At 31.0% G+C, this 13,324-nt stretch carries 14 protein-coding genes; 9 read left to right on the top strand and 5 right to left on the bottom strand.

Going from position 1 to position 13,324, the window contains the following annotated elements:
- Nucleotides 1-211: 211 nt before the first annotated feature.
- From HMPREF9629_RS06915 to HMPREF9629_RS06895, 5 genes are read right to left on the bottom strand one after another with little or no spacing between them, the layout of a single operon-like run.
- Entirely contained in the window at nucleotides 212-1,312 is a 1,101-nt protein-coding gene (locus HMPREF9629_RS06915) for a pyridoxal phosphate-dependent aminotransferase (protein ID WP_009525663.1), read from the bottom strand.
- 12 nt (nucleotides 1,313-1,324) lie between these two features.
- Nucleotides 1,325-2,455, bottom strand: coding sequence for a THUMP domain-containing class I SAM-dependent RNA methyltransferase (locus HMPREF9629_RS06910; protein ID WP_009525662.1), 1,131 nt, complete (start codon nucleotides 2,453-2,455; stop codon nucleotides 1,325-1,327).
- Complete coding sequence (locus tag HMPREF9629_RS06905) at nucleotides 2,448-3,176, bottom strand: hypothetical protein (protein WP_009525661.1); 729 nt, start codon at nucleotides 3,174-3,176, stop codon at nucleotides 2,448-2,450. The genes HMPREF9629_RS06910 and HMPREF9629_RS06905 overlap by 8 nt, the downstream gene beginning before the upstream one ends.
- Nucleotides 3,169-3,975, bottom strand: coding sequence for a Nif3-like dinuclear metal center hexameric protein (locus HMPREF9629_RS06900; protein WP_009525660.1), 807 nt, complete (start codon nucleotides 3,973-3,975; stop codon nucleotides 3,169-3,171). Before HMPREF9629_RS06900 ends, HMPREF9629_RS06905 begins: the two co-directional genes overlap by 8 nt.
- Complete coding sequence (locus HMPREF9629_RS06895; protein WP_009525659.1) at nucleotides 3,944-4,675, bottom strand: tRNA (adenine(22)-N(1))-methyltransferase; 732 nt, start codon at nucleotides 4,673-4,675, stop codon at nucleotides 3,944-3,946. Before HMPREF9629_RS06895 ends, HMPREF9629_RS06900 begins: the two co-directional genes overlap by 32 nt.
- 626 nt (nucleotides 4,676-5,301) lie before the next feature.
- Between HMPREF9629_RS06895 and HMPREF9629_RS06890 the strand changes: the two genes are divergently transcribed.
- From HMPREF9629_RS06890 to HMPREF9629_RS06855, 9 genes are read left to right on the top strand one after another with little or no spacing between them, the layout of a single operon-like run.
- Nucleotides 5,302-5,610 carry a hypothetical protein gene (locus tag HMPREF9629_RS06890; RefSeq protein ID WP_009525658.1) on the top strand — a complete coding sequence of 103 codons (309 nt, stop codon included), beginning with the start codon at nucleotides 5,302-5,304 and terminating at the stop codon, nucleotides 5,608-5,610.
- A 39-nt stretch (nucleotides 5,611-5,649) separates the two neighbouring features.
- Nucleotides 5,650-7,728 carry a V-type ATP synthase subunit I gene (locus tag HMPREF9629_RS06885; protein WP_009525657.1) on the top strand — a complete coding sequence of 693 codons (2,079 nt, stop codon included), beginning with the start codon at nucleotides 5,650-5,652 and terminating at the stop codon, nucleotides 7,726-7,728.
- Nucleotides 7,721-8,212 carry a V-type ATP synthase subunit K gene (locus tag HMPREF9629_RS06880; RefSeq protein ID WP_009525656.1) on the top strand — a complete coding sequence of 164 codons (492 nt, stop codon included), beginning with the start codon at nucleotides 7,721-7,723 and terminating at the stop codon, nucleotides 8,210-8,212. The genes HMPREF9629_RS06885 and HMPREF9629_RS06880 overlap by 8 nt, the downstream gene beginning before the upstream one ends.
- A gap of 48 nt (nucleotides 8,213-8,260) precedes the next feature.
- Nucleotides 8,261-8,407, top strand: a complete 147-nt coding sequence (locus HMPREF9629_RS12230) for a hypothetical protein (protein WP_009525655.1) — start codon at nucleotides 8,261-8,263, stop codon at nucleotides 8,405-8,407.
- Nucleotides 8,408-8,438: 31 nt separating this feature from the next.
- Entirely contained in the window at nucleotides 8,439-8,858 is a 420-nt protein-coding gene (locus HMPREF9629_RS06875) for a hypothetical protein (protein WP_009525654.1), read from the top strand.
- A gap of 14 nt (nucleotides 8,859-8,872) precedes the next feature.
- The gene (locus tag HMPREF9629_RS06870) at nucleotides 8,873-9,838 is read left to right on the top strand and encodes a V0D/AC39 family V-type ATPase subunit (RefSeq protein WP_009525653.1); all 966 of its coding nucleotides are present in this window, start codon (nucleotides 8,873-8,875) and stop codon (nucleotides 9,836-9,838) included.
- Nucleotides 9,831-10,151 (top strand): V-type ATP synthase subunit F, encoded by a 321-nt coding sequence (locus tag HMPREF9629_RS06865; protein WP_009525652.1) that lies wholly within the window; start codon nucleotides 9,831-9,833, stop codon nucleotides 10,149-10,151. The genes HMPREF9629_RS06870 and HMPREF9629_RS06865 overlap by 8 nt, the downstream gene beginning before the upstream one ends.
- Nucleotides 10,152-10,176: 25 nt before the next feature.
- Nucleotides 10,177-11,949 carry a V-type ATP synthase subunit A gene (locus tag HMPREF9629_RS06860; protein WP_009525651.1) on the top strand — a complete coding sequence of 591 codons (1,773 nt, stop codon included), beginning with the start codon at nucleotides 10,177-10,179 and terminating at the stop codon, nucleotides 11,947-11,949.
- Complete coding sequence (locus HMPREF9629_RS06855; RefSeq protein ID WP_009525650.1) at nucleotides 11,949-13,319, top strand: V-type ATP synthase subunit B; 1,371 nt, start codon at nucleotides 11,949-11,951, stop codon at nucleotides 13,317-13,319. The genes HMPREF9629_RS06860 and HMPREF9629_RS06855 overlap by 1 nt, the downstream gene beginning before the upstream one ends.
- The last annotated feature ends 5 nt before the right edge of the window (nucleotides 13,320-13,324 follow it).

Raw genomic sequence — 13,324 nt, 5'->3', positions numbered from 1 at the left:
AGTCAAAATTAAATTTATTTAAAAGATATATATAATAGTAGCTGTAGGTTAATTCGTTTCTTACTTTAATACAAGTGTAATTATTTAAGTCAATAGAAAATTTCTATACTTTTCAAATACGCCTTAATTACAAAATATAAAATTCTGATTTTTATATATTTACTACTTAATAATATAATTTTGCAGCTATATAATTATAATACAGTATTAATTAGTGTTTAGTATTAAAATATTCACTCAAAATATCAAACAACATATCATTAGTATGTTGTTCTTTTATTGCTATGCGTATTGAGTTTTTTGATATGTTTTTGTAATTGTTAAGTGTTCTTATCAATATGTTTTTTTCAAGCAATAATTTTTTTTGCAATTCTTGTGAGTTTTTATCGTGGATTGATATTGTGAAAAAAGGTGCTGATGAGTTTGTTATAGATATATTTTTTATACTTGAATATTTGTCATATAATCTTTTGCTTTCATTTGTGAAATAATTTTTAGTTTTTTCATAAAAATAGGGGTCTATATTGAGAATTTGTTTGACAACTTCTTCTGCCAATATGTTTATGCTCCAAGGTTTTTTTATTTTTTCTAAAGATTTATTTATATCTTTATTTGAGCAAAATGTATATCCGAGTCTTGCGCCTGTCATTGCAAAAAATTTTGTAATGGCATTTAATATTATTAAATTATCATACTGTTCTATCTTTGTAATAAGCGAAAAATTTTTATTATACATAAAGTCTATGAAGGTTTCATCTACAAGTAAAAATATATTATTTTTTTTACAGAATTTTATGAGATTTTGCAGATTTTTTATTATTCCGGTAGGATTGTTTGGGTTGCATAATATAAGTATGTCGGGAATATTAATATTTTCTTGCAGATATAAGTTTTTAAAGTCTTTTATATTTGTATTTTCGTCTATTTGATCAATTTTATTTATGTCTAAATCTATAACATTTTTTTTATTTATCAGGCTTGCTCTTTCATATTCACTAAAAGTAGGATTAAAAATGCCTATATTTTTGAATTCATCTAAAATAAGCAGATCATATATGAGTTCTGTTGCACCGTTTCCGATGTGTATATATTTTTTGTCTATTTTATATATATATGATATATTTTCTTTCAGTTCGCTGTAATCTATATCCGGATATCTGTTTATTGAAAAACTTATATTTTTAGCTAATAATTCATAGTTTATATGAGGTTTAAATATATTTATATTTGAGCTGAAGTCTGTTATCTTATCTTCGTTTAGATTATATTTAATACATAGTTGTTTTACATTTGCACCGTGTGTTGAGAGCATAGTTTTCCTTTTTTAGATTTTTTTCTTTGGAGCTAAATATTGATAAAAATGTGTTTTTATTCTTCCGTTGTATATTTTACGGTTTTTTTGGAACGGTATGCCTATCTTATCGCCGATTTCTTCATCGGATGTGATTATATAATATGAGAAATTATCCAAAGTTTTAAACAGTTTTTTCATATATGAATATAACTGCTGTATTTCTTTTTCTTCGCCTATTCTAACTCCGTAAGGCGGATTTGATATTATAAATCCGTTTGACTCTTTTATGTTTAATTCTTTTACGTCTTTAACTTCAAAGTTTATATGATTTTCAACGCCTGCTATTTTGGCGTTATTTTTGGCTATTTCTATTGCATTTTTGTCTTTATCGTATGCATTTATGATAAAATCTTCGTCTTTTTCTTGTGATATATAATGTGAACGAATAGTGTTCCAAATTTTTTTGCCTATGAAGGGCAATCTTTCACCTAAAAATTCTCTGTTTATACCTGCTTGTATGTTCAGTCCGATAAGTGCGGCTTCTATCGGTATTGTTCCTGAACCGCAAGTTATATCGTAAAACGGTCTTGATATATTCCAAGGGGTTGCTTCTACCATAAATGCAGCTATTGTTTCTCTTATAGGTGCTTCAACTGTTAATTCTCTGTATCCTCTTTTATGCAGTGATGCTCCTGATGTATCTATATATAAATTAGCTATGTCGTTTTGCAACAAAATATTAAACGGTATTTCTATGTTGGAAGTTTCCGGTAATATGTCTGTGTCAAACAATAATTTAAGTCTTTCCGCCATTGCTTTTTTTGCTATTGATTGTATTGTAGGTATTGATGTCAATTTTGATTTTACGCTTTTGGCTTTTGCTATTGTAAATTTGTAGTCTTTTTTTATATATTTTGAATAATTTATTGATTTTATGCCTTGAAACAATTCTTCAAATGTGGATGCTTTAAATTGTCCTAATTGTATCAGCACTCTTTGTGCTGTTCTAAGGCATATATTGGATTTTACAATCATGATATCATCGCCTTTGAAGTGGACTCTTCCGTCTGTTATTTTTATGTCTTCCGCTCCGATTTTCTTTAATTCGTAGGCGACTGTTTTTTCTAATCCGAAAAGGCAGGGTGCTACCAAATCATACATCTTTTTCTTCCTCAATTTCTTCAGTTTCTATATAGAGTATCTTGCCACAATGTGGACATTCTATTATTTCGTCTTGAGCAATTTTTTGAATAATATCTTCGTCCAATTCCAAACCGCAGGATTTGCATTTGTTTTGGTCTATTTTGGACATTACTAATATGCTTTTTTGTCTTTTTTTATCGTATATGCTTAATGCTACTGAATCTATTCCTTTTCTTATTTTTCTTATCTTTTTTTCTATAAAGGTTATTTTATCTTCATATTTTACTATTTTTGCATTTTGTAAAGACAGTTTTTTCAAAAAATTTTTTTCCATTTCATTGTAATTTATCTTGTAGTCATTCATCTCTTCTTTCAAAGCATCCACTTTTAGGAAAAATTCCGAAATTTCTTTTTTTAAGATATTTCTCTCTTCTTCTATTTCTTTTTGCCTTTTCTTTTTGTCTTTTATATCTTTTGTTTCTTTTTTTGAGTTGGAGTACAAATATTTTATTATTTGATTTAATTCATTTTCTTTTTTTAAGAGTTTTTCTTCGTTTTCAAAAATTTTATTTTTTAATTGATTAGTGTTTTCGGTTATTTCATCTTCTGTTGTTTTCATATCTTGGAGTTTTTTTCTCTCGTCTTGGATATCTTTGTTTTCTGAAAGCACTCTTATTTTGTTTTTTGCTTTTTCTATCAACAAGTAACCTTTTTGTATTCTTATTAATTCTTTATTCATTACAAAAGCCCTCGCTCACTTGCTTAAAAGGATTATCAAGTGATGTTGAAATATAAATTTCAATATTTTCAGACAAATTTTTATTTAAAAAAATTCGCATTGCATCACCGAAATGTTTTTCTGTACCATAATGTCCGGCATCTATCACAGACAGACCTGATTGATATAAATCTTGTGATTCATGATATTTTAGATCGCCTGTTATATATAAATCCGCTTTTTTTGTGGCTATATCTATAAATTCTGAACCTGAACCTGTAACTAATGCTATTTTTGTTATTAATTTATTGTTTTTTGATATAAGTCTTGCATCGTTTATCTTAAGTTTTTCTTGTAAATATTTTAACAAATCTAATGCATACATAGGCTTGTTAAGTGTTGCGATACGTCCGAATTCGCTGTAATAATCTTCAAAGTTTTCGCCAAGTGGAAGTATGTCTTTAACATCTAATAAAGAAATCACATGGTCATTAAGTCCGCCTCGTATCAAATCGAAGTTGGTATGTGCTGTATACAAAGCTATATTATTTTTTATAAGTTTTATTATCCATTTTTGTTTTAATTCGCCGGATATAACTGTTTTTATAGGAGAAAATATCAACGGGTGATGTGTTATTATAAGATTTGAACCATTTTTTATTGCATCGTCTATGACATTATCGCACAGTTCTAATGATAATGTGATTTTTGTAACTTCGCTATCAAGTTCTCCTATTAATAAACCTACATTGTCCCAGTTGCAAGCTATATCTTTTCTTAAAATAATATCAAGCTTTTGGGCAAGCTCCCCAAGTTTCATAATATATATCCTCCATATTTTTAAGTCTGTCTTTAAGCAAGTCTATATGCTGTTGTTCGACTGATTTTTTACTTAGTTCGTTTATCAAAAGTTTTATTTTTTCGATATTGTTTTTTACAATTTTTGATAATAACTCAGATTTTTTTTCTATATTTATAAGTCCGAATTCCATATATATATCTTTATTTTTAGTGATTTTATTGTATTTGTCATCTGTTTTATGATGTTTTTCAGCTATTATTATATGGTATATTTTATTGTTTTCTTGCATTACATATTCATCTGTTATTTTAAAATTATTTTCATATAGATAATATCTTAACTCTTTTGCTTGTTGTACAGGTTGTAAAATCAAAACAGGTTTTTTATTTATAAATTTATTTGAGTAGGAGGTTTCAAGTATTTTGGATATAAGTATTCCTCCCATGCCGGCTATTATAATGCCGTCTGTTTCATCTATATCAAGAATGTCTATACCGTTTCCTAATCTTGTATCTATTAAATTTTCAAAATGGTTTTTAATAATTATGTCTTTAGCTTTTTGCAAAGATTGTTTGGAGATGTCGCTTGCTATTATTTTTTTTGCTTTTGATTTTTTTATTAAATTAACAGGTATGTAACCATGGTCAGTACCTATGTCTGCTATTGTGTCCAAAATAGGTACAACATCTATTATATATTGTAATCTTTCGCTTATCATATGAAATCCTCGAAATCTCGAAATATAGATTAATATTTCAGTAAACTGAGTTTATGAGTAAAATTGTTTATAATTTATGAAGTGTTATAAAATTTGGTAAGTAAATATAAATTACTATAGTTAATATAAAATTATTATTTTGAAAATTTAATTTTTTAATAATTTTATTTACAAAAATATTAATATCAATTATACCACTAAATAATCTTTTTTTCAATTTATAAAATATTGATATTGCATAATATATGGGCTTTAGATTGTTATTTTATCAAATAAGTTATATGTTCTCATTAAAAAGCCTATTAAAAAAAGAGAATATTTTATGAAATAATTATATATATTTTTATTAATGTGATTTTAAATTAATAATTTGGATAAAAGATAAAAAGTAAAGTATAGTAATATTATATTTTTTCTGTAAAAAAAATAAAAAACTGTTAAATTTTCTTTAAATTAATATTAAATTATGATATAATTCAAATGTATAACCTTGTGCAAGTTTTTGTAATATTTGCACAATTTTATAGACAGCTCTTTGAATTTAGCCATAAAATTCTTTGAGCTTTGATTTTGCTCAATTTTGGGGCAATAATTATATTTTTTATGTTAAGGGGGAGGAGTTTGTATTGGAAAATGCTATTATCAAAGCTGTCACACAAGCTGAAGATGAATGCAGCAAGCTTCAAGAAGATGCACTTGTAGAAAAAGAACGCATTATACATGAAGCTAAAGAAAAGACAAAAAGCATGGAAGCAGATTTTGAAAATTTCAAGAAAGACAAACGAAGACAGTTAAATGACGACTCTAAATTAAAAAATGACGAAGAGATGAAAAAAGCAGTTGAAGATGCAAAAAAAGAGATTGAAGAGCTTAGAAATATTGTAAAGGAAAAAGAGCAAGGAGCAATTTCCTTAGTAATATCTTGCGTAGCTTAATTCTAACTCAAAACAAGAAAGTTTGGGAGGTGTTATTTTATGGCTAAGCTGCAAATGCAGCGTGTATATTTATGTGCATTGAAAAAAGATAAAAAAGATATTTTAGAAACTCTTCAAAGATTGGAAATGGTTGAAGTAAGACATTTTTCTCAAGAGTATGTTGAAAATAATGCAGATGATGAAGATGTTTTATCTACAAAAGAGCAAGTGAGAAAAAATATAGATAATGCGAAAGATGCTATGGAGATTTTAAAAACATTTGCTAAAAACAGCATATCTGAGCCATTTTTTCTAAATGGAAGAAAAGAAATGTCTGAAGAGGAATATAGCAATTATTTTTTAACGGAATATGAAAATGATGCAAAATTGGCAAGAAATATTGTTAGTTCCAACAAGACAATAAAAGAGAAAAAGAGTGAGATATCTCAATTAAATGCTAAACTTGAGTCTTTAAAGCCATGGGAAAATTTGAATGTACCTTTGGATTTTGAAGGGACAAAGACAACAAAATTTTTTATAGGAACACTTCCTAATAATTTATCTAAAATTCATATAGAAGAGATGATTATAGATAAATTGTCCGGTTCTCAAAAAAAGGTGGATGATATACCTTTTGAACTTGAAGTGGTATCGTCTATAGATGTGCTTACGTATTTCACGCTAATATGTTTAAAAAGAGATGAAAATTCAGTATATGAAGCACTTAGAATGTCAGGATTTATACCACCTGTGGTAGATGGCGATAAGACCGTATCTGAAATGAAAAAAGATATTTTAGAAAAAATTGAGCATTGTCAAAATGAAGTATCTTCTTTGGAAAAGGAGATTATTTCAAAAGTAGATAAAGTGGACAATATCAGATTTTTGATGGATTATGAAAGTTTGAGAGCTGACAGCTTGGATACATTTTCTAAGTTACATCAGTTAAATAAAACTTTTGTATTAAAGGGATATATACCTAAAAAATATATTGATGATTTAAAACATGCACTTACTTCAAAGTATATGGTAGATTTGCAATTTGAAGATGTATCTCAGGATGACGAAGATGCTCCTGTACTCCTTCAAAATTCAGTTTTAGCTTCTCCGGTAGAGGGTGTACTTGAGTCTTATTCTTTACCATCAGCTAAAGATATAGATCCTACTTCTGCTGTGGCTATATTTTACTATTTCATGTTCGGACTTATGCTTTCAGATGCAGGATATGGATTGGTAATATTTATTGCGTCTGTTCTTGGACTTGTAAAATTCAAGGATACGCTCGAAGAGGGATGGAGAAAAACGCTTAGAATGTATGCTTTGGCAGGTGCATTTACAATATTCTGGGGAGTTCTGTTTGGAAGTTACTTTGGAGATTTATTTGATGTAATAGCTATAAAATTCTTTAATATGGATTTAGGTGGAAGGCATATATTGGCTCCTACTTGGTTTGAACCTGTTAAAGAGCCTATGAGATTGCTTACATTCTCTCTTATAGTAGGTATAATACATCTTTTTGCAGGTATGTTCTTAAAAGCTGTACAATATGCGAAACAAAAAAATTATATGGGAATAATATCAGATGTAGTACTTTGGTATGTTCTGCTTGTAGGCTGTATAGCGTTGTTGGTAAGAACAGATATGTTGGGCAATATATTTGGTTATAATTACGAATCTATACCTGTTGTAGTGGGTATTGTAGGGAAATATCTTGCTATAATAGGAGCTATAGGAATAGTAGTAACAAATGGAGACTCAAAAAATATAGGAGCAAGATTAGGTCAAGGTTTATATGCTTTATATGGTATATCAAGCTATTTAAGCGATGTGCTTTCATATTCAAGACTTCTTGCCTTAGGACTTGCAACAGGTGTAATAGCATCTGTAATAAATATGATGGCCGGTATGGTAGTGGATGCATCAGGAAAAGTAGTAGGCGGAGTATTATTTGCTATAATAATATTGGGCGGACATATATTTAACTTAGGAATAAATGCACTTGGTGCATATGTTCATACAAACAGATTACAATATGTAGAATTTTTTGGCAAATTCTATGAAGGTGGAGGTTCAAAATTTAATCCACTAAGAATGAATACAAAATATTTTAAATTTAAGGAGAGTAGAAAAAATGTCTAATTTACAAAATATGGGAGTAGTTTATGCATTATTAGGAGCAGCACTTGCAACATTGTTGGCAGGTATAGGTTCAGCTATAGGGGTAAGAAAAGCAGGACAAGCGGCAGCAGGAGTAGTATCTGAAGATCCTTCACAATTCAGTAAAGTTTTGGTATTGCAACTTTTACCCGGTACACAAGGTATATATGGTCTACTTATAGCGTTTATAACACTTACACAAATAGGTATATTAGGTGGAAGTGCAGAAATGTCAACTGCAAAAGGTCTTTTATATTTGGCAGCTTGTTTACCTATAGCTATAGTTGGTCTTATGTCAGGTAAATACCAAGGTGAAGTGTCAGTAGCAAGTATAATGCTTGTGGCTAAAAAACCGGATCAATTCGGTAAAGCGATGATATTCCCGGCAATGGTTGAAACATATGCGGTTCTTGCACTTCTTGTATCAATACTTGCAGTAAACGGAGTTGGAGCATTAACTATATAATAATAGTTAATCACAATTTAGATAAAAAAATTGTTGGGAGGATATAAGATGACTGGATTGGAAAAAATCCTCGATGAAATAAAAGCGCAAAGCAGACAAACTGTTGAACAGATAGAGTCTGAGGGAAGAAAAATTGCTGATGATATGATAAAAGAGCAGGAAGAAAAGATTAATTCAAAAAAAAGCTGTTTTTGAAAAAGAGCTCGAACAAATTTCCAAGCTTGATTTGGAAAAAGGTATATCATCCGCTATATCTCAAAAGAAAAAAATGATACTTGAAGAGAAACAAAATATTATATCCGATATAATAGAAAAATCTAAAAATTATATAAAGAATCTTTCAAAAGATGAGTATATAACATTCCTTGAAAAAATAGCATTAAAATACGCTCATAAAGAAGAAGGAAAAATTAGATTGACAGCATCTGATAAGAATAGTATCGGTCAAGAATTAGTTTCAAGATTAAATTCAAAGTTATCTGAAAATTCAAAAGGAACTCTTGTATTAGATGATCAAGTTTCTAATGAAAAATCAGGATTTGTGATAATATATAAAGATGTAGAAGAAAATTGTTCACTTGAAGCCATTTTTTCTGAGAAAAGAGAGTTACTTGAAGATAAGATAAATTCATTTTTATTTAATTAAGAAGGAGGCTATAAATGTCTAATAATGAGCATATATATGCCGTTGCAAGAATAAGGGCAAAAGAAGTGAACCTTCTTGATTCATCAGTAATAGAACAATTAATATCATCTAATTCCGTTGAATCTATGAACAGAATACTTGTGGATAAGGGATGGGGAGACGGAAGCGAGAAATTGGATAATATACTTTCCGTTGAAAGTGACAAGATATGGTCATTGATGAGAGAAATGTTTGAGGATATGAGTATATTTGATACTCTTAGAGTTGAAAAAGATTTTCATAATTTAAAAGCCGCTATAAAATCTGAATATACTAAAGTAAATGATAGTTCTATATATTTGAAAAACGGTTCAATATCTGTAGACGAAATAATAGATGCGGTAAAAAATAAAAATTTTGCCAATTTACCGGAACAAATAGCAAATTATGCACTTGAAGCTTATGAAATTATGTTTAAAACAGGTGACGGTCAACTTTGTGATATGATTTTGGATAAAGGCTGTTTGGAGTATATAATAGAATTATCTAAGGAAAGTAAAAACTTATTGTTAACAGAATATGCTCAAATGAAGGTGGTAATAGCAGATATCAAGATAGCTATAAGAGGAGCAAAAACAGGAAAAGACAGGAAGTTTTTCGATATGGCATTGGTGTCTTGTGATAAAATAGATATCAACGTGCTTGCCGATATGGCAGTGCAAGGTGTGGAAAATATATATTCATATTTAGAAACTACTGATTTTAAGGAAGCTGTAGACGCTATAAAAACTGATTTTGCAGTCTTTGAATGTTGGTGCGACAATCAGATAATAAGTGCTATAAGAAAAGAAAAATATACACCTATGACAATTTCTCCTATAATAGCATATATTTTAGCAAGAGAAAATGAAATAAAGACGGTAAGGATACTTACAGTAGCTAAAAGAAATGATTTAAAGCAAGAAGAAGTTAAAAAGAGAATGAGGGATATGTATGTATAAAATAGCAGTTATGGGCGATATAGAAAGTGTTCAAGGTTTTGCGACACTTGGTCTTGATACCTATGCGGTAGAAAGTGATGAACAGGCTGTTGAAATATTTAAGAAACTTACCGGAGATAACTATGGAGTAATATATTTGACAGAAGCACTTCAGGAAAAACTTGAAAAATATATAGACAATTATGCCAATGTGTATCTTCCGGCTATAATACCTATTCCGGGAATAACAGGAAATACAGGCAGAGGTATTCTTAATGTCAAAAAATCTGTTGAAAGAGCAGTCGGATCGGATATTATTTTTGGCAATGATTAAAAATATAAGAAGGTGATTTGATAAAATGAGCAAAGGAATCATAAAAAAAGTAGCCGGACCGCTTGTTATAGCATCCGGAATGAGAGATGCCAACATGTATGACGTTGTCCGTGTAAGTAATGAAAGACTTATAGGTGAAATAATAGAAATACATGGTGATGAAGCGTCTGTGCAAGTATATGAAGAAACTTCAGGACTGAAACCGGGAGAGCCGGTAGAGTCTACAGGAGTTCCACTTAGCGTTGAGCTTGCTCCGGGACTTATCGGAGGGATGTTTGACGGTATACAAAGACCACTTGAAGGAATAATGAAAAAGGCCGGAACAAATTTGGCAAGAGGTGTAGAAGTACCGTCACTTGATAGAGAAAAGAAATGGAATTTCAAAGCATCAGTATCAGTAGGAGATTACGTAGAACAAGGTGACATAATAGGTACAGTTCAAGAAACTGAAGTAGTTGAACAAAGAATAATGGTACCTTATAAAATAAAGGGAAAAGTAAAGTCCATAAATTCAGGAAGTTATACAATCGAAGATACTATAGCTGTTTTGGAAGATGAAGATGGAAAAGAAATAAATATAACTATGTTGCAAAAATGGCCTGTTAGAAATGAAAGACCATATAGCAAAAAATTGCCACCACAAATGCCACTTATGACAGGACAAAGAGTAATAGATACATTGTTTCCTGTTGCAAAAGGTGGAGTTGCAGCAGTTCCTGGACCTTTTGGAAGCGGTAAGACTGTTGTTCAGCATCAGCTTGCAAAATGGGCGGACGCAGATATAGTTGTATATATAGGTTGTGGAGAACGTGGAAACGAAATGACAGACGTTCTTAACGAGTTTCCTGAGTTGGTTGACCCTAAAACAGGAAAATCACTTATGGAAAGAACTGTGCTTATAGCAAATACCTCAGATATGCCGGTTGCAGCTCGTGAAGCATCAATATATGTCGGAATAACTATTGCGGAATATTTTAGAGATATGGGATATTCAGTAGCACTTATGGCTGACTCTACATCAAGATGGGCGGAAGCTCTCAGAGAAATGTCAGGTAGACTTGAAGAAATGCCGGGTGAAGAAGGTTACCCTGCATACCTTGGAAGTAGGTTGGCACAATTCTATGAAAGAGCAGGACTTATATATTCACTTGGTCAAAATCCAAGACAAGGTGCATTATCTGCCATAGGGGCTGTTTCACCTCCTGGAGGAGATATATCTGAACCTGTATCACAGGCAACACTTAGAATAGTAAAAGTTTTCTGGGGATTGGATTCAAACTTGGCATATAGAAGACATTTCCCTGCTATAAACTGGCTGACAAGTTATTCATTATATACTGACAGTTTAGGAGAATGGTTTAATACTGAAGTTGATGAAAAATGGATGGAGTTAAGAGCAAGATTTGTTCTTATGCTACATGAAGAGTCAGAATTGGAAGAAATAGTTAAACTTGTCGGTATGGACGCATTGTCATCAATAGATAGATTAAAATTGGAGGCGGCACGTTCAATAAGAGAAGACTATTTGCACCAAGTAGCTTTCCATGAAGTAGACACATATACATCAGCTAAGAAACAGTTTAAAATGATGAAATTGATATTGGAATTCTATGATGAAGCCGTAGAAGCGCTTAACAATAATGTCAAGATAGATAAAATAGTAAAAATGCCTATAAGAGAAAAAATAGGTAGATTTAAATACACTCCTGAATCAGAAGTTGATACAGTATTTGAAAACATATCAAAAGAGCTTAAAGAAGATATCAAAAATCTTATTAGCAATAAGGAGGAAGAATAATGGCAAAAGAATATAGAACGATACAAGAAGTTGCCGGCCCTCTTATGCTGGTAAAAGATGTAGAAAATGTTGCGTATGACGAATTAGGAGAAATAGAGCTTGCTAACGGAGAAAAAAGGCGTTGTAAGGTTTTGGAAATAGACGAAGGAAATGCCTTAGTTCAGTTATTTGAAAGCTCTACAGGAATAAACCTTTCAAACAGTAAAGTTAGATTTTTAGGTAGAAGTATGGAGCTTGCAGTATCTCCTGATATGTTGGGACGTGTTTTTGACGGCTTGGGAAGACCTATAGATGGAGGTCCTGAAATATTGCCTGACAAAAGATTGGATATAAACGGCTTGCCTATAAATCCTGCGGCAAGAGATTATCCGCAAGAATTTATACAAACAGGAGTATCAGCAATAGACGGTCTTAATACGCTTGTTAGAGGACAAAAATTGCCTATATTTTCTGCCAGTGGTCTTCCACACTCAAAATTGGCTGCACAGATAGCAAGACAGGCACAAGTTAGAGGTACTACAGAACCTTTTGCCGTTGTATTTGCTGCCATGGGTATAACATTTGAAGAATCAAACTTCTTCACAGAAAGCTTTAGACAAACAGGTGCGTTGGATAGAACAGTAATGTTTGTGAATCTTGCGAATGACCCGGCTGTTGAGAGAATATCAACACCGAGAATGGCTCTTACAGCAGCAGAATATTTGGCATTTGAGCAAAATATGCACGTTCTTGTAATATTGACAGATATAACTAACTATGCCGATTCACTTCGTGAGGTATCGGCAGCACGTAAAGAAGTACCGGGACGTAGAGGATATCCAGGATATATGTATACAGACCTTGCCACTATGTATGAAAGAGCAGGAAGAAAGAAAGGTTCAAAGGGAAGTATAACAATGATACCTATACTTACAATGCCTGAGGATGACAAAACTCACCCAATTCCTGACCTTACAGGTTATATAACAGAAGGACAAATAATATTAACTCGTGACCTGTATAGACAAAACTTGACGCCTCCTGTAGACGTATTGCCATCATTGTCACGTTTGAAAGATAAAGGTATAGGAGAAGGAAAAACAAGAAAAGATCATGCAGACACTATGAACCAGTTATTTGCCGCATATGCCAGAGGTAAAGAGGCAAAAGAACTGATGGTCGTACTTGGAGAGGCTGCGCTTACAGATATAGACTTGTTATATGCAAAATTTTCAGATGCTTTTGAAAAAGAATATGTATCACAAGGCTATGAAACAAACAGAACAATAGAAGAAACACTTAATTTAGGTTGGAAACTCCTTTCAATACTACCAAGAGCAGAATTAAAAAGAATAAAAGATGAATATCTTGATGAATTCTACGGAAAATAAAACTA

Origin of the sequence: Peptoanaerobacter stomatis, assembly GCF_000238115.1 — a bacterium.
Taxonomy (GTDB): domain Bacteria; phylum Bacillota; class Clostridia; order Peptostreptococcales; family Filifactoraceae; genus Peptoanaerobacter; species Peptoanaerobacter stomatis.
This window is presented reverse-complemented; position numbering and strand designations above follow the sequence as displayed.

Coding starts and splice junctions, on each gene's coding strand:
- HMPREF9629_RS06860 (WP_009525651.1), top strand. CDS start 10,177: ATGAGCAAAGGAATCATAAAAAAAGTAGCCGGACCGCTTGTTATAGCA.
- HMPREF9629_RS06855 (WP_009525650.1), top strand. CDS start 11,949: ATGGCAAAAGAATATAGAACGATACAAGAAGTTGCCGGCCCTCTTATG.
- HMPREF9629_RS06880 (WP_009525656.1), top strand. CDS start 7,721: ATGTCTAATTTACAAAATATGGGAGTAGTTTATGCATTATTAGGAGCA.
- HMPREF9629_RS12230 (WP_009525655.1), top strand. CDS start 8,261: ATGACTGGATTGGAAAAAATCCTCGATGAAATAAAAGCGCAAAGCAGA.
- HMPREF9629_RS06910 (WP_009525662.1), bottom strand. CDS start 2,455: ATGTATGATTTGGTAGCACCCTGCCTTTTCGGATTAGAAAAAACAGTC.
- HMPREF9629_RS06905 (WP_009525661.1), bottom strand. CDS start 3,176: ATGAATAAAGAATTAATAAGAATACAAAAAGGTTACTTGTTGATAGAA.
- HMPREF9629_RS06885 (WP_009525657.1), top strand. CDS start 5,650: ATGGCTAAGCTGCAAATGCAGCGTGTATATTTATGTGCATTGAAAAAA.
- HMPREF9629_RS06900 (WP_009525660.1), bottom strand. CDS start 3,975: ATGAAACTTGGGGAGCTTGCCCAAAAGCTTGATATTATTTTAAGAAAA.
- HMPREF9629_RS06915 (WP_009525663.1), bottom strand. CDS start 1,312: ATGCTCTCAACACACGGTGCAAATGTAAAACAACTATGTATTAAATAT.
- HMPREF9629_RS06895 (WP_009525659.1), bottom strand. CDS start 4,675: ATGATAAGCGAAAGATTACAATATATAATAGATGTTGTACCTATTTTG.
- HMPREF9629_RS06870 (WP_009525653.1), top strand. CDS start 8,873: ATGTCTAATAATGAGCATATATATGCCGTTGCAAGAATAAGGGCAAAA.
- HMPREF9629_RS06865 (WP_009525652.1), top strand. CDS start 9,831: ATGTATAAAATAGCAGTTATGGGCGATATAGAAAGTGTTCAAGGTTTT.